The organism is Nostoc piscinale CENA21 (genome assembly GCF_001298445.1).
GTDB classification, from domain to species: Bacteria; Cyanobacteriota; Cyanobacteriia; order Cyanobacteriales; family Nostocaceae; genus Nostoc_B; species Nostoc_B piscinale_A.
This window is the reverse complement of the sequence record NZ_CP012036.1, coordinates 1,974,286-1,997,100: the sequence shown is the minus strand read 5'-3', so window position 1 is coordinate 1,997,100 and position 22,815 is coordinate 1,974,286. Positions and strand designations below refer to the sequence as shown.

Here is a 22,815-nt window from a genome sequence, read left to right as displayed (position 1 = left end):
ATTACAGAGGAATTCGGACTGTAAATGTACTTCCCAGGCTGAGTTGACTTTGAACCTGAATATTGCCTTTGTGGGCTTTAGCGATCGCTAAAGCAATGGCTAAACCCAAGCCAGAACCACCAGAACTACGAGAGCGATCGCGATCTACTCGATAAAACCGATCAAAAATTCGCTGTTGATGTTCGAGGGCAATACCAATTCCTGTATCTTGAACTTTAATAATGGCGTAAAGCTCATTCACTTCTAAAAAAACAGTGACTTCTCCTCCACTCGGTGTTGCCTGAATTGCATTAATAATTAAGTTAGAAATTAAGCGATAAAGCTGTTCTTCATTTCCCTGAACATAAACTTTTTTTTGTCACTAACATCTGTCCAGAAAGATTGACGTGATTTTCTACTGCTAAAAATGCTAACTCTTCAATTAAATCGCTAATTAAATCATTCAAACAGCAAGGCTGATGTTTTGCTGTTATTTGTTTTTGATCTATCCTTGTCAACAGTAATAAATCACTAACTAATTGTGATAAGCGATAATTTTGGCGTTTGAGGACATCTAAAGTTCCATGATTTGCTTTGGCTTCTGGCTGTAACTTGATAGCGGCTTCAATAGTAGAGTGCATTGCTGCTAAAGGTGTGCGGAACTCATGAGCAGCATCAGCAGTAAATTGTTGCATCTGTTGATAGGAAAGATACACAGGTTGCATTGCCCTTTCTGCTAACCACCAACTAGACAAAGCCACAAAAACCATCGAAATTGGCAGTCCCAAAATTAAAGTTAATCTCAAATAAGCCAAATGTTGATCTAAATCAGTAATACTACGTGCTACTTGTAAATAACCTGAAATTTGGTTTTGAGTATACAACGGTAAAGTAATTTGGCGGTATCGCGTACCAAAAACATCAGTAATGATTTGCCAAGGTTGTGATGATAAGGCAGGTTGTAAATTATCAAATTCTATGCCTGTGCTTGCAAATACTTTTTCTGAACTATCCAACAAGCGCACATAGTAATTAACCTGATTAGCTGTCTCATTGATTGGTTGTTTAATAATAGTTTTTTGAGGCAAACAATTTGTACTAGCTATACATAATTCTAAGGAAAGCTCTTTTGCTAGTTCCTGTAAATGTCCAGGTTGTTGCCAAGCTGGTTCAACACTTTTCCGGAGTGCTTTTGCGACTGATTTTAAGCCCTGGTCTATGGTTTCATAGTAAGTGTGGGCAACTACAGTATATACTCCGAAACTAGATAGCCCTAAAATACTACCCATCACTAGGGTATACCAAGCTGCCAATCTCAGCCGGGTTTGGTAGAAAATAGGATTACGTTTCATATAAATCAACTACTTATTTCTGTAGTCTGAATATTAAGACGATAGCCTACACCATAAATAGTTTCTATCAAAGCTTCACTGTCTTCTTCTCCCAATTTACGTCTCAATAAGCGGATTTGGGCTGCTACGACATTGCTGACTGGTGCTGTACCAATTTCCCAAAGTTGATTAATAATTTGGTCACGGTTGATAATTTGGTTAGGATGCCGCATAAAAAACTCTAACAATTGAAATTCCTTAATTGTTAAAGTTAATACTTGCGTTTCTCCGTTAGTATAATGCCGAGTCAGTTCATGAGTGTTGTAGTTAAGTGTCAGATAACCTACTTCTAAAAGTCGAGGTTTGACTTGGGGCGTAAACGTTACGCCTGTATAAGAAGCCCGCCTGTGCAATGCTCGCAATCTGGCTAGTAGTTCTGCCATATCAAAAGGTTTAACTAAATAATCATCTGCACCGCTATCTAAGCCAATAATTTTTTCTTCCATACGGTCTTTAGCCGTTAGCATTAGCACAGGTAAGGTTAACTGGCACTTTCGTAACCATTTACACAACTCTATTCCAGAGACTCCAGGCAGCATCCAATCAAAAATCGCTAATGTGTACTCAGTTGAGCTATTTTCGAGATGTTGCCATGCCTGATTCCCATCTAAAAACCAATCGACTACATACGCCTCATGGCTGAGAACTTGTTTGATAGCTGCACCTAAATCTGTTTCATCCTCAACTAATATCAGTCGCATAGTTAACTAAGTACCTGAAAGCTGCTAAAAATTTCTGCTTCTAGACGGATAATATCATTCCACGCTAAGACTAAATTTAGCCCTGCCAATACAACCAAACATCTTGACAATTTGTTGTTCTAAAGCATTAAAGTTCTCTGCTGGTTCACGACTAGATACTTTTGCATAGCTATATAGAATAACCATGTTTTGCTTCAGTAGTTTTGTTCACAAGCGCCAATACTCACTCAAGTGCTAGAACCATTTTGCCAGTGTTCTTTTTTCCAAAAATGTAAGCAATTAAGTGCTAGCAGTCTACGAAATCAAAATTTTCGGATGTATACAACATAACGTATGGAGGTAAAAGAAAGAATTGCGATCGCCCTTCACGCCTTGGGTGGTAGCAAATTTGCGGGGTTAGGATGGTTGCAATGAGTTTCATCAAATATTTTGGGAGAATGCAAAATGACTAAAATATTAGATCCGTAGGTGGCGCTAAAGGTGCAAACAGCAATTAGTCAAGCTGAAGATGCTTTAGTGATTGCTATTCAAACAGCTTTTGATAATTGTGAATATGAAACAGAAAGAAAGGAAAAGCTAGAATAATTGCAGTATTATAATTTGTTGAGAGTTGCAGATACAACTGATAGTCCAGAAGTAATCAAAAATTTCATTTGCTACCAAGTTGGTCGAGATAAAAAATGGGGACGAGGTAGAAATGTTTTGCTTCATATTTGTGATACTCTCCCTCAACTGTTTCCTTTGTCAATACTCTGTTGCCTGAATTATTATAATTTAAAAACGTAAATGTATTTACATATTGCACTATATATACTCCTGAATCTTTTTTGAGCAAAGGTGTTTTGATTATCTGTCTAAATTCAATAATTTTTTTTTAGCTTACTTGGCAAAAATTGTTAATGTATGTGCCATAATGTCACGAGTTAAGAGCAGATAAACTATTTTGATGCCCTAACACGTCCTGTGCTGATGGTAACAGTATTTATACGAATAAATAACAAGAATAACTATAATCAACCAACATCAGATAAAAACTCATTTTATATCGGAGAAACTAAATATTTCGTCTAAAAGCTAATTCTTAAAGACAATTCTAATGCTATTCACCCCATTGCTGGGTATGGCTTTCAATCAATCAACATTTGATTGGCTCAAATTCTTGAAATTCTTACCAAATAAAGGTTTTATTCTAAAGTTTAATTCTAATTTTAGACAATAGCTCTAAATAGATAGCGAGGACAAGTTATGAGATTATTGGCTCTGACAAATCGTGAAGTTGAATTACCCTCTGAAGCTGATAGCAATTTTTTTGTCTACAAAAACGACAGTACACCCGCGACCACTCTTAAAACGCTCAGTCTGGCAAAGCTTGGATGGAGCTTGGAAGTTCACATTTGATGACGAGGGAAAATATGTCCAACCAAGTGACCTTAATCATTGGTGTCATGATATAAAAGTTCCTTTTGCCCCCGAATCTGCCAAAAGTGGTATTGGTGATCAGGGTTATCATCCTAACTGTTGGTATGAAAGGGAATTTGCCACACCACCTGGAGATGGCAAATTACTGTTACATTTTGGTGCTGTCGACTATCGCGCTCGTGTGTGGGTCAACAATCAATATATAGCCGAGCATGAAGGCGGACATACCTCTTTCAGCCTTGATATTACCCATGCCTTAAACAACAGTGGTACAACGAAGGTGACGGTGTGGGCGCAAGATGATCCCCACGACCTCGCCAAGCCGCGAGGCAAACAGGATTGGCAGTTAAAACCCCATAGTATTTGGTATCCTCGCACGAGTGGTATTTGGCAGACTGTGTGGTTAGAACGTGTCGGTAAGACGTATCTTGGTCATCTACGTTGGATTCCCGACTGTGAACGCTGGGAAATTGGATTTGAGGCAGGGTTGGCTGGTAATGTACCGACTTCAGGTGTACGAATCAAAGTTAAATTGAGTGTTGAAGGATTGGTGTTAGCTAGTGATACCTATGAAGTATTTAGTGGGGAAATTAGTCGCCGGATTGCTCTAGGTGATCCGGGAATTGATGACTGTCGTAATGAATTGCTGTGGAGTCCAGAAAAGCCCACATTGATTAATGCGGAAATTCAGCTATGGCACAAAGACCAACTACTAGATGAGGTGCAATCTTATACAGCGATGCGGACTGTCAGCGTTCAACGCGATCGCTTTATGCTCAACGGTCGCCCCTACTATCTGCGGTTAGTTCTCGACCAAGGTTATTGGCCAGATAGTTTAATGACAGCACCCGATGACGAAGCATTACGGCGTGATGTAGAACTCGTTAAAGCTATGGGTTTTAACGGTGTCCGCAAACACCAAAAAATTGAAGACCCCCGCTTTTTATATTGGGCAGACGTTTTAGGGTTGTTAGTATGGGAAGAGATGCCTAGTGCCTACCGCTTTACGCCGAAAGCTGTGGAACGTGTGACCCGTGAATGGACGGAAATCATCAAACGAGATGTTAGCCATCCTTGTATTGTGGCGTGGGTGCCGTTTAATGAGTCTTGGGGAGTGCCAAATTTAGTAGAAACGGCGGCTCATCGGAATTACGTATTGGCAATGTATCACCTGACTAAAACTCTTGACCCGACTCGCCCAGTAATTGGGAACGATGGTTGGGAAAGTACCGATACCGATATTCTGGCTATCCACGACTATGACAGTAAGCCTGAACGATTAGCCCATCGCTACAGACCAGATATCAAAATATCAGATTTATTTGAGCGTAGCCGTCCAGGGGGACGCATCCTCACCTTAGATAACTATCCCCATCAAGGACAACCAGTAATGTTAACCGAGTTTGGTGGTATCGCCTATACTCCGCTTGACAATCCTGATGCAGATAAAGCTTGGGGATATGAAAACTGCTCCAATATCTCCGAATTAGAAATGAAATACGCTGCTTTACTGGAAACCGTAAATAACATTGAGCTATTTAGCGGATTCTGTTACACACAATTCACAGATACCTTCCAAGAAGCTAACGGTTTATTGTACGGCGATCGCACACCGAAATTTCCCATTGCAGCCATCCGTGCTGCTACCCTCTCAGGACAAGGATTATGTACTCCCACCAGCTGTTAAAGCCCGACGGACGCAAACTCACATTATATAGTCGCAAACCAATTGCTAGTCAGATAGAAGCTACTAGCCCTAGTAACGAGCCAGTGCAAGCAAATCCTCACTTGCGCTGGCATCCCTTGCGCGGCGAATGGGTGGCTTATGCTAGTCACCGTCAAGGGCGGACATTCATGCCACCCCCAGAATATAATCCCCTGGCTCCTACCAGCAACCCGAATTTCCCCACGGAACTTCCCCAAGGTAAGTATGATGTGGCAGTGTTCGATAACCGCTTTCCTTCGATGAGCCTCACAGCTAACAATCCACCCCAGACTATCGTGGAAACGTTACCTGCTAATGGAGCTTGTGAAGTAGTAGTTTTTACTCAAGATGCCCATGCTTCTCTAAGTTCTCTAGAATTGACGCATCTGGATTTGCTGTTAGAAGTATGGGGCGATCGCACCCGCGAACTAGGGTTGAATCCGCAAATTCAGTACGTATTGCCTTTTGAAAATAAAGGTGTAGAAGTAGGTGTAACTTTGCACCATCCCCACGGGCAAATTTACGCTTATCCATTTGTTCCTCCTATACCAGCGCGGATGTTGGCAATGCAGCAGGAGTATTATCAAGAACATGGGCGGGGTTTACTGCAAGATTTAATTCAGCAGGAAATTGCCGATAACCAACGAATTATCTATCAAGATGAAGATGCGATCGCCTTCGTCCCAGTTTGCGCTCGTTACCCTTACGAAGTTTGGATTGCACCTATTCAGCCTGTGAGCAATTTTACAGAACTTAGTCCAAAACAACGCTTCGGGCTTGCCAAAGCATTAAAAACCGTCACACTCAAATATGACGGTTTGTGGAATCGCCCATTTCCTTATTTAATGGCTTGGTTTGGTGCGCCTACGGATGGTTTAGCTCATCCCGAAGCACATTTACACGCGCAGTTTTACCCGCCATATCGCACCAGAGAAAGGCTGAAGTATTTGGCAGGAACCGAACTTGCAGCCGGAATGTTTGCGAATGATGCTTTACCAGAGGAGAAGGCAAAAGAGTTACAAGCGGTGGCTGTAAATATTGAAATGCCAGTTTCGGTATAAAGGGAAAATAGCCAAATATATCGCTTCTTATTTGGATGAAATACAGATTCATCCGCGTCCATCTGCGATTAATTATTTTCTCGTATTTCACTGCTATAAAACAGGCACATAAGTAACAAGATATGCTAATTTTTCAGAAAAACCCAAAATCGACGCAGGTTTGTGTAGGTAAAATCCAACATTATCAAAGTTCTTGTCGGGTTGTACCTTTTGGCATCAACCTGCGATTTTTTAACCTAAATTTTTTTGAGAGCAATTAGATATTGTGGTGATTGATCGAAAACATAGCAGATTTGTCTACTGAACTAACGAGTCTGACATTTCTTGTATAGATATAACCTTATGACTTGACATTGTTTGAAACATAAGCTAAATTAATCATATTAAGGGGCTTCAGCATCGGAGGTCGATCCATGCCTGACGGGGATGTACTCCACAGTGGGCTTTCGGGAATGTATCAGAAGCCATACCGAATCCTCTGTGAAGGAAAGTTTGAAGTTAACGAATGTGCCAGAATTATCACGGGAGCTTTACTGAAAGATATCAAGAAAAAAGGTGCTGATCCCATTGTGTTAGCCAAGCAGATGGGGGAACTCCTATCTCAAGAAATTAAAGATTTCAGCAATCATAAATTTGTGAATTGGGCTGATTTAAGTAGAAAGCTAGACAAATTAGCACAACAAACAAATATACCCAATCGAACGAAGTCACTAGTCCTTGATGCAGGTAAACACATCCTTCATGATTTGCGTTATGGTCAACGGGTTGATAGCACTAATATTCCAGAGCTAGTGATAGAAAGATATATGCAGAAAATGTATGTATCAAACTTTGAGGAACGGATACCACTTACTCCCAACCACCACGCCAACGTTGACCAGGTTATCCTGACAAAACGTATAAATTCACTTCAGCCAGATATATTTTCCCAGTTCAGTCAATGGGCGAAAAAGGCGAATTTAGATGAGGATGTCGCCAACCTGAAACGGACTCGGCGATCGCAAATCAAAGAGATAGACCTTGAGGAAAATCTCCTATGAACTACCAAACGTCGCTTGTGCAAGAATCTGATTACAGTGATTACCAAGATTACACTTTGGACTTTCAACCTGTATCTAATATTGATGGATCTGTGCTGTTTATCGATCACTCACGGGGTAAGCAACTAAATTTTGGTATTAATGTGGACGATAAAGAGTTTAAATATAGAGTTAAGGCAGATTTTTCACCTGTTGTTGCCGATCTAATTGATATTGCTATTGCTATTTATACTTCAGATCGTCTTGCACCTCAAAATCTTACAGAGAAGCAGCGTCGGTTTCATGTAAAATTGCCAGTACGTAATCCAGAATGGCTAAGTTCTGAAACATTTCGCACAAAACTAGATGATTTATTAACATGGACTACTGATAGCAAATGGATTTTCGACTTCCAAAAAAGGATTGCACCAGAACGCCTTGTTGAACAACTATCTCTTCCAATAGCACCTCAAGGATGTGAAGTAACATTATGGAGTGGTGGGCTGGATGCTCTAGCAGGTTTGTACACTCGCCTTGTGATGTATCCAGAACAACAGTTTGTCTTATTTGGAACTGGCAGTAATGATAGTGTCTATGCCCGCCAGGAAAGAGTGTATCAGGAAATTCAGTCTATTTTCCCTGGGCGTTGTCATCTTTTTCGTATCCCAATCCGATTTGATTCTAGTAGTGAGCAGCACAAAAACAAGCTTTCTCGTGCGCGGGGCGTTGTTTTTACTCTCCTTGGTTCTGCGTGTACGTACCTTATGGGACAACAGGTTCTTTATTTGTATGAAAACGGAATTGGAGCAATTAACCTTCCATACCGTGAATCAGCTGTAGGACTAGATCACTCTCGTTCTGTTCATCCTTTAACTTTGCAGAAGGTAAGTGATGTTGTTTCTCAGCTTTTAGGAAAGGAGTTCCAAGTAAAAAACCCCTTTCTGTTTTGGACTAAAGCCGAAATGTGCAAATCATTGGCTGACGATGGGAGAGACGACTTGCCACCTTTAACTATGTCCTGTGACAGTCCACATCGCCAAAAGCCAGTTCAATGTGGTTACTGCTCTTCTTGTCTTTTAAGACGACAATCACTTGCCGCTAGTAGGATAACAGATAAAACTCGCTATGTAGTATTGCATGGAGAACGTTCAGTTAAAAAGCCGAGCTTATGTTTTCTGAATATGCAGGCACAAGTTAAAACTCTTGACTCTTTGCTAAGTATCTCAGATGAACCTTGGAAAAATCTAACCAAAAAGTTTCCAATACTGGATGACATAGTTGATCGCACTGCTACGGCAGAAAATTTATCGCTTATCGATATGCAAGGTCACCTTGTTCAACTTTATCAAAAGTATGTTTCCGAATGGAATGCTGTAGAATCACATATTGCTACTGAGTTATCAAACAAACACAGTGATCATAAGGCATCTAGTAAATACGTAGTCTCATCTCAACAAGGTTGAGGGAAAATATTATGGCTACCAACATCCTGGATAACATCGATCTGCGGACATTAGGAGAACTCCTACAACAAGCCCGTAAAAAATGTGGCATGACTCAAGCTGATGCAGCCAAGGTTATTGATGCTGCACGCACCACTATGATTGCAATTGAGAAAGGAGAACGTCGTCTCAAAGCCAATGAACTGATTAAACTTGCTCGTGCGTACGGACGTTCTGTGAGTGACTTTGTTCGGCCACGCCCAGTTGTGCAACCTTTTGAAGTACAGTTTCGGGCTGTTTATCAACGCAGTCAGGAACAACAGGCGGAAATTGAGCCATTCATAGTTGATTTAGAAGAATTATGTCAGAATTACCTAGAACTTGAGAAAATTATGGACGCGCCACTAACGCGCAACTATCCTTTTGAGTATCAAGTAACCGATATGCCCATCAAATCTGCTGCTGAGAGTATAGCTGTAGCAGAACGCCAAAGGCTCGGTTTAGGTGATGCTCCTATTCCCCAACTCCGAGACATTCTAGAGCAAGATGTGGGTTTACGTATTTTCTATTTGCCCATGCCACAGAAATACTCAGAAGTCTATAGCTATAACGAGCAAGTTGGCGGTTGCATGGCCATCAATGCTAATCACCCAGAGGAGCGAAGACGCTGGTCAATGGCGCATGGATACCTGCATTTTTTGGCACATCGGCAAAAGCCTGAGTTCCACTTTGATGGTCAATATCAACGATTTCCTGAAAGTGAACAATTAGCAGAAACGTTCCCCAAATATTTCCTCATGCCTACCAGTGGATTGCTCAAGCGGTTTAATGATATGTACCGTACACATGGCAAATTCACTCCGACTAATCTATTTACACTAGCTCACTACTATGGTGTTTCAGTAGAAGCATTAGTTTATCGGTTAGAGGAAATGGAACTTCTACCTTCAGGAACTTGGGATAAATTACGAGATAGAGGTTTAAAAGTTAGAAAGGTACAGGAGGAACTTGGCTTAGAACAAATCCCGCAAAGGATTGATATGATGCCACTTCATTATCAACACCTAGCAATTGAAGCATTAGATCAAGGTTTAATTACTGAAGGACGTTTTGCTGAATTTCTCCATGTAGACCGTTTAGAAGCCCGTCGCATCGCCCAAGTATTACGCGAACATTCAAGCGGAATGATGGAGGAAGACACAGATTTTGATTTGCGTCAAATGCAAACAGGTGAGAAGTGAGGATAGGTTATGCAAATTACTCACTCTCACGTTCTGCTTGATGCTTGTTGTATTCTTAACTTTTGTGCATCAGGCCAATTCCTGGCAATCTTGAAATCTATTCCTGCTGAGGTGGTAGTGACTACAGTTGTCCAAGAGTACGAGTTAAAGACACTTCAAAGTCTGGAGGAAGAGGATAAAGATGCTGTATTTCAGTTTCAGGAAGCTATTAAGCAAGGTCTACTCAAAGTTGTAGATTTTGAATCAGAAGATGAGGAGGAAACTTTTGTAAACTATGCTGTTGATCTTGATGATGGCGAATCTGCAACTTGTGCGATCGCAGTTCATCGACAATGGGCAGTAGCAACTGATGACGACAAGGCGATCAAGTTTCTTCAAAAGAATTTTTCCCATCTTCAGATTTTATCAACCCCAGAAATAATTAAACATTGGTCAGAAGAGCAAAGAATTGATTCTTCAATTTTAAGTAATGTACTCAATGCAATTAAGATTAAAGGACGTTACGTACCACCAAAAAATAATCCTCTGCGAAATTGGTGGCAAAAGTCCTCTGAATAAGCATTCTCCCTATGCTAAAAGATTTGTACCAAAAAATCTTATTTCAAACCCTCAGACAGACGCAGAACGACACAGATGAATTTGATAATTATTTGTATCTATCTGTGTTTTTCCTATGAACGAAGAAGTCTCCGTAAAACTGGGGTTAATCAGGGAAACTCTGTCTCAAACGGAAGTAGAAGGTGTGCGCCTACGTGGTACAGATTGGTTTGCTTGGGCTACTGGTGGTGCTTCTAACACTGTCTTGTTGACTGCTGAAACTGGCGTAGCAGAAGTGTTAGTTACAGGCCAAGATGCGTGGATATTAACAGATGAAATTGAGGCGCAACGCCTCATAGATGAGGAATTACCTAGTAATTTTAAGCTGCATATTAATCCTTGGGCTGATGCTGGGGCGCGTGAGAGTTTTGTTCGGGAAGCGACTGCTGGCGGGGAAGTTATAAGCGATGTCTGCGACAACGCGAAGCGCGTACGCCCTACTTCCCAAGAGCAACCAATACCACCCTCTCTACAGGCTTATAAACGAGTACTAATGCCCACTGAGCTAGAACGATATCGCCAAGTTGGACAAAAAGCCAGTGCAGCGATGACAGAGGTATTAAAAGCCGCGCAACCTACCTGGACAGAATATCAATTAGCAGGTGCAGGTGCAGAAGCGTTATGGGCTAGAGGTTTGCATCCAGCGTTAACACTAGTAGCGGGAGACAGACGCTTACCCTTGTATCGCCATGCTACCCCGACTGAAGAACCAATAGGGCGACAAGCAATGCTGGTATTTTGCGCGAGAGGATATGGTTTGTATGCGAACTTAACTCGCTTTGTTTGTTTTAGTAGCCTTGCAAAAGAAGAGGCCGAATTACATCGTCATGTGCGAGAAATAGAAGCCAAAGCCCTATCCGCATCGCAGCCTGGAATGACACTCGACGCAGTTTATTATGCACTAGCTCAAGCTTATAAACGGCATGGTTTTGCTAATGCTATCCGTGAACATCATCAAGGAGGAACCACAGGCTATCTAGCGCGAGAAATTGTGGCAAATCCACATACAACGGAAGCTTTGACAGAAAATAAGGCTATTGCTTGGAATCCTAGTTTACCAGGAGCAAAAATTGAAGATACTTTTGTCATTCTCAAAGATGAAAAGCTAGAAAACCTAACTTTTGACCCTAACTTTCCTAATGTTGAGGTGGAGGGAAGATTGCGTGCAGTGCCTTTAGAAATTTGAAAAATAATTCAAATACATTTCCAAATATTTATTAACCAATACATCATTTTTTGTTTTAGGTTAGGCAGAATTCAAATATCAGCTTTTAAAAAGTTATGAATTTTCAACACGTATTTGGTAAACTTCCAGAAACGCAAGCTAACGCACCGGGAAGAGTGAATTTACTGGGCGAACATACCGACTACAACGATGGTTTTGTTCTGCCAACAGCAATTCCTCAACAAACAACGATACAGCTGAGTTTGAGTGATGATGGACAACATCATTTTTATTCAGAAAATCTTCAAGAGCGTGTCAGTATTTTAGATATTAATCATAGTCCTTCTGGATTTGCTAGTTATATTTTTGGTTGTATTGAAGTTTTAAAACAAGCAGGCTACACTGTTCCTTCGCTGAATGTGTACGTCCACTCATCGGTTCCGATGGGTTCTGGATTATCTAGCAGTGCAGCTTTAGAAGTCGCAACACTAAAAGCAAGTCGCCAACTTTTGCACCTCCCAATAGATGATGTGGAAATTGCTCAACTTGCCCAACAAGCAGAAATTCACTATGCAGGTGTACAATGCGGCATTATGGATCAAATGGCTTCTAGTCTGGCTGACACTCAACATATTTTGTTTTTGGATACCCGAACTTTAGAACGTCGTTTACTTCCTTTACCCAACAAAACAAAGATTTTAGTTATAGATAGTGGTGTACCCCGCACCCTAGCAATTAGCGGGTATAACCAACGTCGAGCAGAGTGTCAGGAAACAGCGCACTTGCTAGGAGTTAAGGCACTCAGAGACATCGCTGATCCTCAAGTGACAGAAACATTACCAGAACCATTAAACCGCCGCGCTCGTCATGTCGTGACAGAAAATAATCGTGTCTTGGAAGTTGTGCAAGGAGTAACACCTGAGCGTTTTGGCGAGTTGATGAACGCATCTCATGCTAGTTTGCGGGATGATTATGAAGTTTCTGTGCCAGCCTTGGATACATTGGTAGAAATTCTTCAGAAAACTCCAGGCGTATTTGGTGCAAGGCTAACAGGTGCAGGTTTTGGGGGTGCTTGTGTGGCGTTGGTAGCATTAGGCAAAGAAAAAGCTGCCACTCAAGTTCTTGAGCAATATAAAAATGCAGGTTATACAGGGAAAATTTTAGTTCCTAACTTTGAGATGAATGATGCAGCCTAAAGTTATTTTTGGCAATGCTGTTAGTGAAGGGACAATCCTGATTATTGATTCTTCTTGTTTCGCTGCTCACTTCAATAGGTAAACTTGTTAACCGAACCGTATTTTAAACTTCTTAAATAATCATACTATCCTTTTCATATTGTTGAGCTTGCCCCAATTCAGGATACTTATGTGATAGTAAGTTAAGTAAATTTCGCATAACTAAAAACTTGCATCACAAATACTAGCTAACAGTGCTATGACAATCAGTACATTACTAGGGATGCCTAACATTCACATCTCTCAAGAGTAAGGCAGATATTTTACAAGTAATTGTTAGCTAAAATACAAGAAAAAATTAAATATAAAATTTAAACTATCTAATATTAGGTATTTTGTTTTATTTATTAGAGTACTCATAAAATATTTAATTTATTTACTAATTTAAATGATAGTTTTTAAGATACAAATCAAACTATGTATCCATAGGCAGAAGTATAGATAATAAAAACTATTTATTATTAGGTATTAATAAGAAGATATGCAGTATCTACAAATTAATTGCAGAGATATGTATTTAACTATTTTATGACTCAGCAGTAAACAAATAGTTAAAGCTTTATCCTTTTATTTGCCGATGTTGTTGGCAATTTTTTACTTGGTTACAAAATATAAATCTAGTTGTTGGAAATATGACACAAAAGAAATCTAGAATTAAAGTTAATAGTTTCAATCATCTAAAATCACCGGAATTGAATGAAACAAACTTATCAGAATTATCAAAAAAACAAGCTTTAAGTATATCACCACCTGATTTATCTGCTAGTAAAAAAGAATATCAAAAAAACAAAGTTGATACACCTGATATAGTTTGCCTATCTCATTTGCGATGGAATTTTGTCTATCAAAGACCCCAACATCTTTTAAGTCGCTTTGCCCAAGGAAGGCATGTATATTTTATTGAGGAGCCAATTTTTAGCAAAGATTGTTTAGGGCGGCTTGATATTAGTCAAGATGATAGCGGTGTAGTTGTTGTTGTACCACATCTACCAGACCATTTAAGTGAAGAAAGCATTAATGCAGATTTACGGATGTTAATCGATAGACTATTTGCTGAACAAAACATCAGCAATTATATTTGTTGGTACTATACACCAATGGCGATCGCCTTTACTAATCACTTGCAACCCCAAGCAATTGTTTACGATTGCATGGATGAATTATCTGCATTTCAAGGCGCACCGCCTAAATTAAAGAACTATGAAGCAGAATTATTCCGCCGTGCAGACTTAGTATTTACAGGCGGGCAAAGCCTTTATGAAAGTAAAGTCAACCAACACCCCAATGTTTATGCTTTTCCCAGCAGTGTAGATGTCGCCCACTTTGGCCAAGCCAGAAAGATTGCAGAACCAGCAGAGCAAGCAAATATTCCCCATCCGCGTCTGGGTTTCTTTGGTGTAATTGACGAACGAATGGACATTGAACTATTGCGTGGGCGTTGCATAATGAGAATATGAATTAGGGTGAATCTTCATGGAATGTCCGCGTTGTAATTCCTCTCATATCCGTAAGAACGGTAGACAAAGAGGTAAACAAAACTACATTTGTGCAGATTGTGGTCGTCAATTTATTGAATATCACAATCAAAAGGGTTATGGTGACGAAATTAAACGAGAATGCTTAGAAATGTATGTTAATGGTTCTGGTTTCCGTGCCATAGAAAGAGTAAAAAAAGTACATCATACAACAGTAATTTATTGGGTGAAACAAATGGGTGGTCAGTTACCAGAACATCCCGAAACAGCTGAAATACCTGAAATAACTGAAATTGATGAATTAGAAACTTTTGTCGGGTCAAAAAAAACAAAATTTGGGTATGGAGTGTAGTCAACCACAAGACTTCGGGGATTTTAGGATGGGTTTTAGGAGATAGAAGTTCAGAAACTTTTCAACAGTTGTGGCAGAGGATTAAAGCGTGGAACTCATATTTTTATGTAACGGATGGCTATCCGGTTTATCCATGTTTTATTAATCAAGAAGACCATCTTGTGTGTAAAACTTATATGACACGAGTAGAAGGTGAAAATAGCAGATTAAGACATTATTTAGCCCGATTACATAGAAAGACTTTTTGTTATTCTAAGTCAGTAGAAATGCTGGAACTCTCTATTAGATTGTTAGTTTATTATCTCCAGCATCGTTGTATTCCAATGCGGGAGCAAAGCCCCCGCGAGGATATAGCGATCGCATAATTCATCTTGTGATTCAGCAACGCCGAAAATTCTTCTAGATACTCTCAAACCTGGAACTGATACAGGTGCAGTTTTAAAACGAATACTTGATTTCCGTCGTGGTGCTGCGGCTAAACCAATTAATTTAAGTGGATGTCAAGCAATTACCTACGACAGTCAAGGTGATTTGTATCTTGATGTAAAGCAATTTTTAGATGCTGAAGAGTGTAGTCAATCAACTACTAGCACTAATAGTAACTAAATATAACCCGTCGAACCTCGTTTTTAGTTGCAGGTTCTTAAGGAAGTCACTTTAACATGAACTGGCGATCGCTCAGAAGTAGAATAGTTTATCTGGTGTGCTTGATGATTTGTCTTGGTGGTGTTGAGTTAGCACTCTCAAAACCGCAAAGTGTTCCTGATAAGTTTAGCAGAGTGGAGCGATCGCCCACTCCTCTTTCTGTCGAGCAATTGCAAAAATTAGCTCAGACTATCACCGTCAAAATTTCTGCACAAGAGTTACTAGGCTCAGGAACTATACTGCAACGCCAAGGTCAAATTTATACGGTAATTACCAATGCTCACGTCTTGAGGTCTGCTAAACCACCCTATCAAATTCAAACCCCAGATGGGCGTTTATATCAAGCTTTTGTGTTGCAGGTTGCCAAGTTTCAGCAGGATGATTTAGCGGTGTTGCAGTTTCGTAGTCCCGATATAGTTTATTCTGTGGCTAACATTAACTATGTATCTAGCTTGCAAGTTGGGGATGAGGTTTTTGTGGGTGGATTTACATCAGGTTTAACTGTTCATCAGTTTGTCTTTACCTCTGGCAAAATCACCCTATTGCTAGAAAAAGCATTAGAACAAGGCTACCAGATTGGCTACACCAATGATGTGCGTAAAGGTATGAGTGGCGCACCATTGCTGAATATATATGGTGAAGTAGTGGGGATCAATAGCTTACATAAAGACCCAATTTGGAATACACCAGAAGTTTATCAAGATGGTTCTCAACCAGAAGCCCATTTGCAAGAACTAATTACACAATCTAGTATGGCTATACCGATTAGAAAAGAAGTATTGCAAAATCATCAGGAGAATCAATCATGAGAGTTGCTGGTGTAGTGACAGCACTATTCTTAGGTACAGCAATTGTCATAGTGCAACCAGTTGCTACAGCATTGACACCCTCAGAAATTTATCCCATTGCTGAACAAATTACAGTCCGTATTGATGGTACTAATACTGGTTCTGGAGTAATTATTGAGCATAAAGATAATACTTATACCGTTGTCACAAACTGGCACGTTATGCAAGTAAAAGGTAGTTACACAGTTCAAACAGCAGATGGTAAAAAATACACTATCAACCACAGCCAAATAAAGCGATTACCAGGCGTTGATTTGGCAGTATTTGAATTTACCAGTAATCAAAATTATCGTGTTGCAGAAAAGGGAAATTCTGAGCAAATTACCGGAGGTAAAACTGTTTATGTCGCCGGTTATCCCGACGGCATCCCTGGTATTCCAGAACGAACTTTTCAAGCTTTACCTGGACAAATTGCGGGTTTTATACAAAAGCCCAAAGATGGTTATGCTTTAGTTTACACAGTCAATGCTTTTCCCGGTATGAGTGGCGGGCCAATATTAGATGAACAGGGAAAATTAATTGGTATTCACGGACGTTCTGGAACTCGTCCAGATACAAATGCTACTGCGGTGTTTGGGATTCCTTTGAAGACTTATTTGAGTCTTGCACCATCTATAAATATCAACAACGCCTCTACTAAATTTTCTGTGCTGAAAACGCTGAGAGGACATTCTACAAAAGTTGATTATGATGATTCGATAGAAGGAGTTGTTACTTCAGTTGCATTTAGTCCAGATGGTAAAACATTAGCTAGTGGTAGTCATGACAAGACTATCAAAATCTGGAATGTCGCTACTGGTCAAGAAATTCGTACACTCAATGGTCATTCTAAGGATGTTTATTCAGTCGCATTTAGTCCAGACGGTAAAACATTAGCTAGTGGTAGTCATGACAAGACTATCAAAATCTGGAATGTCGCTACTGGTCAAGAAATTCGTACACTCAATGGTCATTCTAACTGGGTTAAATCAGTCACCTTCAGTCCAGACGGTAAAACATTAGCTAGTGGTAGTTATGATGAGACTATCAAAATCTGGAATGTTGCTACTGGGCAAGAAATTCGGACACTCAATGGTCATTCTCATTGGATTGATTCAGTAGCGTTTAGCCCAGATGGCAAAACCTTAGCTCGTGGTAGTGGTGATAATAACAATATCAAAATATGGAATGTCGCCAATGGTCAAGAAATTACTACTCTCAAAGGTCATTCTAGTGGGGTTATGTCAGTAGCGTTTAGCTCAGATGGTAAGATTTTAGCTAGTGGTAATTTTAGAACTATCAAAATATGGAATGTCGCCGCTGGTCAAGAAATTATTACCCTCAAAGGTCATTCTAATTGGGTTAAGTCAATCGCCTTTAGTCCAGATGGCAAAACTTTAGCTAGTGGTAGTTGGGACGCGACTATCAAATTATGGAATGTTTCCACTGGCCAAGAAATTATTACCCTTAATGGTGATTCTGATCTTATTGAATCAGTCGCATTTAGCCCAAATGGCAAGACTTTAGCTAGTGGTAGTCGGGACGCAACTATAAAAATTTGGCGCTTGTCTGAGTAGTTATTTAATTTAAATTTTTGATGTTATTTTGTTTAAATTAACTTTGTATTTTAATAACTTTTAATAATTTAATTATACAGAGAATCAATTACATTTACTCTCGTATGGCTGTACCGATTAGAAAAGAAGTATTAAAAAATCATCAGGAGAATCAATTATGAGGTTGGCTGCTGGACTTTCGGCATTATTATTGGGTACAGCAATTGTCATAGTGCAGCCAGTAGCCACAGCATTAACACCACAAGAAGTTGCTGATATTGCTCAACAAATTACAGTCCGCATTGATGGCACAAATACTGGCTCTGGCGTAATTATTGAGCAACAAAACAATGTTTATACTGTTGTCACTAATTGGCACGTAGTACAACTCCCAGGTAACTACACAATACAGACACCAGACGGCAGAAAATACACTTTCAACCACAACCAAGTAAAACAATTTCGCGGCGTTGATTTAGCTGAATTTCAGTTTACAAGTAACCAAAATTACCGCGTTGCTGAAAAAGGAAATTCTGACCAAGTAACATTAGGGACAAATATTTCTGTAGCAGGTTATCCCCAAGGAACATCTGATATAAGTTTTCTCAGGGGTGCAATATCGAGCCGATTAACAAACCCAAAAGATGGTTATACCTTTGTTTATTATGTAGGGGGTTTGCCGGGAATGAGTGGCGGGCCGATACTCGATGAGCAGGGTAAATTAGTCGGGATTCACGGACGCGCCTCAACTCGCCCAGATACTAATGCTACTACTGTCTATGGGATTCCGTTGAAAACTTATTTAAGTCTTGCGCCATCTGCGGAAAGGATGGCAACTGCACCAGCACCAAAGCCAAGAAATTCGTCATTCCCTCCACCACTAGTTTTCACTTCTCCATCTGTAAAACCAGCCGCTAAGTTTACTCTGGCGCAGACTCTGACTGGACATTCCCAGCAGAAAGAAATTGATTTGTTGGGTCTTTCACATAATGAAGGAAACGTTAAATCAGTTGCCATTAGCCCAGATGGTAGGACTTTAGCTAGTGGTAGTGATGATGCAACTATCAAAATTTGGAATCTCGCCAATGGGCGATTCATTCATACCTTCAATGGTCATTCTTCTTCAGTTAAATCAGTTGCTTTTAGTCCAGATGGTAGGACTTTAGCTAGTGGTAGTGGTGTCAATGACAAGACTATCAAAATCTGGAGTGTTGTCACAGAGCAAGAAATTCGTACTCTTAACGGTAATTCTAATGGAGTGGATTCAGTCGCGTTTAGTCCAGATGGCAAAATTTTAGCTAGTGGTAGTGACGAGACTATCAAAATCTGGAATGTTGCTACTGGGGAAGTAATTCGCACCCTCAACGTTCATCCTGATCTGGTTAATTCAGTCGCGTTTAGTCCAGATGGCAAAACTTTAGCTAGTGGTATTGGTAGTTGGCGCAAGACTGAGAATATCAAAATCTGGAATATCGCCACAGGACAAGAAATCACTACTTTTAATGGTCATTCTTCTTCAGTTAATTCAGTTGCGTTTAGCCCAAATGGTAGAACTTTAGCTAGTGGTAGTGATGATGCAACTATCAAAATCTGGAATATAGCCACAGGGCAAGAAATCACTACTCTCAATGGTCATTCCCATTCGGTTAATTCAGTCGCCTTTAGTCCAGATGGCAGAACTCTAGCTAGTGGTAGTAAGGACAACACTATCAAAATCTGGAATATAGCCACAGGGCAAGAAATCACTACTCTCAATGGTCATTCTGATCAGGTTAATTCAGTCGCCTTTAGCCCAGATGGCAAAACTTTAGCTAGTGGTAGTTATGACGCTACTATCAAAATTTGGCGCTTATCTGAGTAGTTATTGAATTTAAATTTTGGATTTATTCCTGTTAAATTAATTTTGGATTTTAAGAGTTTTTAGTAATTTAATTAGGCATAAAATTAATTACAGAAACGTTGAATGTTGATGTAAAGTTTTATATCAACATTCAACGTTTCTGGTTCAGATGGTAACGATGGGTGAAAAAAGACTAATTTTTTTTAAATTTATCAAAAGTCATTACTAAACCTATATATAGTATTTAAGACTCTAGTGTACAAAAATACCAGGGTGATCGCATCTAAATTACTCTTGATCAAAACCAAAATTGACCATCAACTAAAATCAGTATTTACTGCTGAATTTACTTTTTGAGACTCAAAACAAAATGAGCGAATCTATAATTTACCCAGTTATAATTCGTTTAATGTTGAAACGTCTTGCAAAATCTTCTTTAACTACTTAATAATAGTTTACAAACAGCCTCTAACATGATGCGGTTGCCCTGATAGACAAACAAAGTAAAAAAAATTGTTAGAAGGTAAGCCTTGAAGTTCGCAGTGCTTTGACTTAAACTCCACAATTTTTGGGAGATATTTATCATGGCAGTCACACCAACTTATCCGGGAATTTATATTGAAGAAATTTCTAGTGGTGTTCGCACAATAACAGGAGTTGCTACATCGATCGCTGCTTTTGTAGACACTTTTGAGAGAGGTTTATTAAATCGGCCGGTTCGGGTATTTAACTTTGGCGATTTTGCACGAGAATTTGGTGGTTTAGATAGTAGAAGTGAAGCAAGTTATGCCATCCAGCAATTTTTCCTGAATGGAGGGACTGAAGCTTGGGTGGTGCGTGTGGCAGGTGCTGGTGCTGTAGCAGCAAGTACAACAATTCAAACAGCACTGACTGTTGAAGCAGGCCGTTTTAACTTTAGTAATCCTGGTCGTTGGGGCGATCGCTTGAGAATCAATATCGATTATCCCACTCCTACATCTGGCGATCGCTTTAATATGACCGTGATTCTGGTCGAACTCAGAAATGGAGAGGAAGTCATTCAACAATCAGAAACCTTCCGCAATCTATCGATGAATCCAGTCGATACAAACTTTGTGCGGACGATTGTTAACGATGAATTCGCTGGCTCAAAACTAGTTCGTGTCACTGCAACTGGAACTCAGCGTCCACTACCTACAGGGACACTATCTGGAGTATTAAATCCTTTTCCCACAATTACTAACACTAACCCAGAAATCTCCGTTACCATCGGCACAGTCGGACAAGGTATCGCCAGATTAGCCTCTGTTCCAACATCGCTAACACAGGCACGTCAATTGCTGGAGTCTGCCATTAGAGGCGCTAGACCAGAACTCAAAGCATTTGCCCAAGCCACAGTTTCAGTAGTAGACAACCGCTTACGCATCTTAGCCGGGCCTGTAGCCGCAAATTCACAAGTTACTTTTAGTGCCGCCACAGATGCCAGCACCCTCAGCAGTCTAGGTTTAGCCAATGGGACTAGTTTACAAGGAGTGTTATCTGAAGATTTAAGCGGGGCTTTTCCTGTTGCGGCTGGACAATTGCAAGTAACAATAGGCAGCAGTACAGTAACTCTGAGCCTAGGCGACATGGCAGACTTAGCAGCCGCAAGAACAGAGTTAGAAAGCCAAATTCGAGCAGCCGCAGGCAACCCCGCCGTGTTACCAGCCGAAGCGGATGCTTTTGCTAATGCCCGTGTAGTTACTTACACTGATGCAGGTAGTCAACATTTAATTGTCTTGTCAGGTTTACCGGAAACCAGCGTTAGCTTCAGCCAAGAAGGAACAGAGACCACAGTTGATGACTTAGGATTAAATGCTGGTACTGCAACTGCCATCACGGCCTTTGTGTCAAATGAAATAGCACCAATTCCCGCAGTAGCCGCCAGTGCAACCGTAAATTTGGCCATTGGTGGGTTAGGGCCTCATACCGCCACAATCACGACCGCAGCCAATGACTTAAGTGCGATCGCCACCCAACTGCAAACAGCCATCCGCAATGCTGATCCTGGTAGTAGTTCTGCCTTTACAGGGACGCGAGTTGCCAGCTATGAAGCAGGCGAAAATCGCTTGCTCATCATCCCAGATACAAGTGATACCATCACCTTCACGGCTGGGACAGTGGACAACATAACTGTCACACAATTGTTGCTTGATGCCACCAATGCCCAGGTAAATGTGCAGAGCTATGAACTGAGCGGTGGGGCAGATGGCAATCCCGCCGATGGCAATGCCTTGATGGGTGGTGGTGATCCCAATGCCAAAGCCGGAATTTATGCCCTGGAAGATGTCGATTTGTTCAATATCCTCTGTATACCGCGTGCAGCAGTTCTAGCTGGTGACAGTGCTACAGAGACCGAAGGGGTAGCAGTCATGACCGTTGCCAACAACTACTGCCAACAAAGACGTGCCTTCTTCATCATGGATACTCCCCCAAATATTGATGAAGTAGCAGAAATTAATAACTGGCTAGACCGCCATGCCACATTGCGAAACAAGAACGCCGCCCTTTATTTTCCCCGTGTCTACATCCCTGACCCGTTAAACAACTTCAAACTGCGCTCAGTCGGAGCAAGTGGCACGATCGCCGGATTATTTGCCCGTACAGACAGCACTCGTGGCGTATGGAAAGCCCCAGCCGGAACAGATGCCACACTCCGCAATGTTGCCAAATTAGAAATTGCCTTGACCGATCAAGAAAATGGTGTACTCAATCCCCTAGGCATTAATTGCTTACGCACATTTCCTGTCTATGGCAGTATATGTTGGGGAGCGCGGACACTCAACGGTGCTGATCAGCAAGCCTCAGAATGGAAGTATATTCCCGTAGTGCGAGTGGCACTCTTTATCGAAGAAACTTTATATCGGGGGCTGAAATGGGTAGTATTTGAACCGAATGACGAACCCCTGTGGTCACAAATTCGCCTGAATGTAGGAGCATTTATGCAAAACCTGTTTCGTCAAGGTGCATTCCAGGGCAAATCGCCACGAGAAGCTTACTTAGTGAAGTGTGATAAAGAAACCACCACCCAAAACGATATCAATCTCGGTATTGTCAACATTGTCGTCGGTTTCGCACCACTCAAACCGGCTGAATTCGTCATTATCAAAATTCAACAATTAGCTGGTCAAATTCAAGTTTAAATTT

Annotated in this window: 18 protein-coding genes; 14 read left to right on the top strand and 4 right to left on the bottom strand. The window is 40.6% G+C overall.

Annotation, left to right across the window (positions count from 1 at the left end):
• Position 1: 1 nt before the first annotated feature.
• The 4 genes from ACX27_RS33545 to ACX27_RS34845 are packed head-to-tail and all read right to left on the bottom strand — an operon-like array spanning position 2 to position 2,257.
• Entirely contained in the window at positions 2–286 is a 285-nt protein-coding gene (locus ACX27_RS33545; protein ID WP_235526655.1) for an ATP-binding protein, read from the bottom strand.
• Positions 287–329: 43 nt separating this feature from the next.
• A complete protein-coding gene (locus ACX27_RS08690; protein WP_235526559.1) occupies positions 330–1,331 on the bottom strand; it encodes a HAMP domain-containing histidine kinase in 1,002 nt (333 codons plus the stop codon).
• Positions 1,332–1,336: 5 nt separating this feature from the next.
• Positions 1,337–2,071: a two-component system response regulator RppA gene (gene rppA, locus ACX27_RS08685; RefSeq protein WP_062290994.1), complete on the bottom strand. Its 735-nt coding sequence runs from the start codon at positions 2,069–2,071 to the stop codon at positions 1,337–1,339.
• 54 nt (positions 2,072–2,125) lie between these two features.
• The gene (locus ACX27_RS34845) at positions 2,126–2,257 is read right to left on the bottom strand and encodes a hypothetical protein (protein WP_256364388.1); all 132 of its coding nucleotides are present in this window, start codon (positions 2,255–2,257) and stop codon (positions 2,126–2,128) included.
• Between the two features lie 1,123 nt (positions 2,258–3,380).
• On the opposite strand from ACX27_RS34845, the gene ACX27_RS08675 reads away from it, so the two are divergent.
• From ACX27_RS08675 to ACX27_RS33540, 14 genes are all read left to right on the top strand, one after another.
• Complete coding sequence (locus ACX27_RS08675; RefSeq protein WP_235526558.1) at positions 3,381–5,177, top strand: glycoside hydrolase family 2 protein; 1,797 nt, start codon at positions 3,381–3,383, stop codon at positions 5,175–5,177.
• On the top strand, positions 5,156–6,256 hold the full coding sequence (gene galT / locus ACX27_RS08670; protein WP_062290991.1) for a galactose-1-phosphate uridylyltransferase: 1,101 nt from the start codon (positions 5,156–5,158) through the stop codon (positions 6,254–6,256). Before ACX27_RS08675 ends, galT begins: the two co-directional genes overlap by 22 nt.
• A gap of 413 nt (positions 6,257–6,669) precedes the next feature.
• Complete coding sequence (locus ACX27_RS08665) at positions 6,670–7,296, top strand: hypothetical protein (protein ID WP_062290988.1); 627 nt, start codon at positions 6,670–6,672, stop codon at positions 7,294–7,296.
• Positions 7,293–8,738, top strand: coding sequence for a 7-cyano-7-deazaguanine synthase (locus tag ACX27_RS08660; RefSeq protein WP_062290985.1), 1,446 nt, complete (start codon positions 7,293–7,295; stop codon positions 8,736–8,738). Before ACX27_RS08665 ends, ACX27_RS08660 begins: the two co-directional genes overlap by 4 nt.
• 11 nt (positions 8,739–8,749) lie before the next feature.
• A complete protein-coding gene (locus tag ACX27_RS08655) occupies positions 8,750–9,958 on the top strand; it encodes an XRE family transcriptional regulator (protein ID WP_062290982.1) in 1,209 nt (402 codons plus the stop codon).
• Between the two features lie 9 nt (positions 9,959–9,967).
• Positions 9,968–10,516, top strand: a complete 549-nt coding sequence (locus ACX27_RS08650; RefSeq protein WP_062290979.1) for a PIN domain-containing protein — start codon at positions 9,968–9,970, stop codon at positions 10,514–10,516.
• A gap of 115 nt (positions 10,517–10,631) precedes the next feature.
• Positions 10,632–11,741: a M24 family metallopeptidase gene (locus tag ACX27_RS08645; protein WP_062290977.1), complete on the top strand. Its 1,110-nt coding sequence runs from the start codon at positions 10,632–10,634 to the stop codon at positions 11,739–11,741.
• Positions 11,742–11,836: 95 nt separating this feature from the next.
• A complete protein-coding gene (gene galK / locus ACX27_RS08640; protein WP_062290975.1) occupies positions 11,837–12,916 on the top strand; it encodes a galactokinase in 1,080 nt (359 codons plus the stop codon).
• A 671-nt stretch (positions 12,917–13,587) separates the two neighbouring features.
• Complete coding sequence (locus ACX27_RS08635) at positions 13,588–14,412, top strand: glycosyltransferase family protein (protein ID WP_062290972.1); 825 nt, start codon at positions 13,588–13,590, stop codon at positions 14,410–14,412.
• Between the two features lie 16 nt (positions 14,413–14,428).
• Positions 14,429–15,147 (top strand): IS1 family transposase gene (locus ACX27_RS30765; RefSeq protein WP_144427403.1). Its coding sequence is split into 2 segments (ribosomal slippage): positions 14,429–14,750 and positions 14,750–15,147, totalling 720 coding nucleotides; the frame shifts between segments, so codons are not numbered across the junction.
• A 297-nt stretch (positions 15,148–15,444) separates the two neighbouring features.
• Positions 15,445–16,236: a S1 family peptidase gene (locus ACX27_RS08625; RefSeq protein WP_235526557.1), complete on the top strand. Its 792-nt coding sequence runs from the start codon at positions 15,445–15,447 to the stop codon at positions 16,234–16,236.
• Positions 16,233–17,831 (top strand): WD40 domain-containing protein, encoded by a 1,599-nt coding sequence (locus ACX27_RS08620; protein ID WP_062290969.1) that lies wholly within the window; start codon positions 16,233–16,235, stop codon positions 17,829–17,831. Before ACX27_RS08625 ends, ACX27_RS08620 begins: the two co-directional genes overlap by 4 nt.
• A gap of 157 nt (positions 17,832–17,988) precedes the next feature.
• Positions 17,989–19,671: a WD40 domain-containing protein gene (locus ACX27_RS08615; RefSeq protein WP_062290966.1), complete on the top strand. Its 1,683-nt coding sequence runs from the start codon at positions 17,989–17,991 to the stop codon at positions 19,669–19,671.
• Positions 19,672–20,234: 563 nt separating this feature from the next.
• Complete coding sequence (locus ACX27_RS33540; RefSeq protein ID WP_062290963.1) at positions 20,235–22,811, top strand: phage tail sheath subtilisin-like domain-containing protein; 2,577 nt, start codon at positions 20,235–20,237, stop codon at positions 22,809–22,811.
• Positions 22,812–22,815 lie beyond the last annotated feature (4 nt).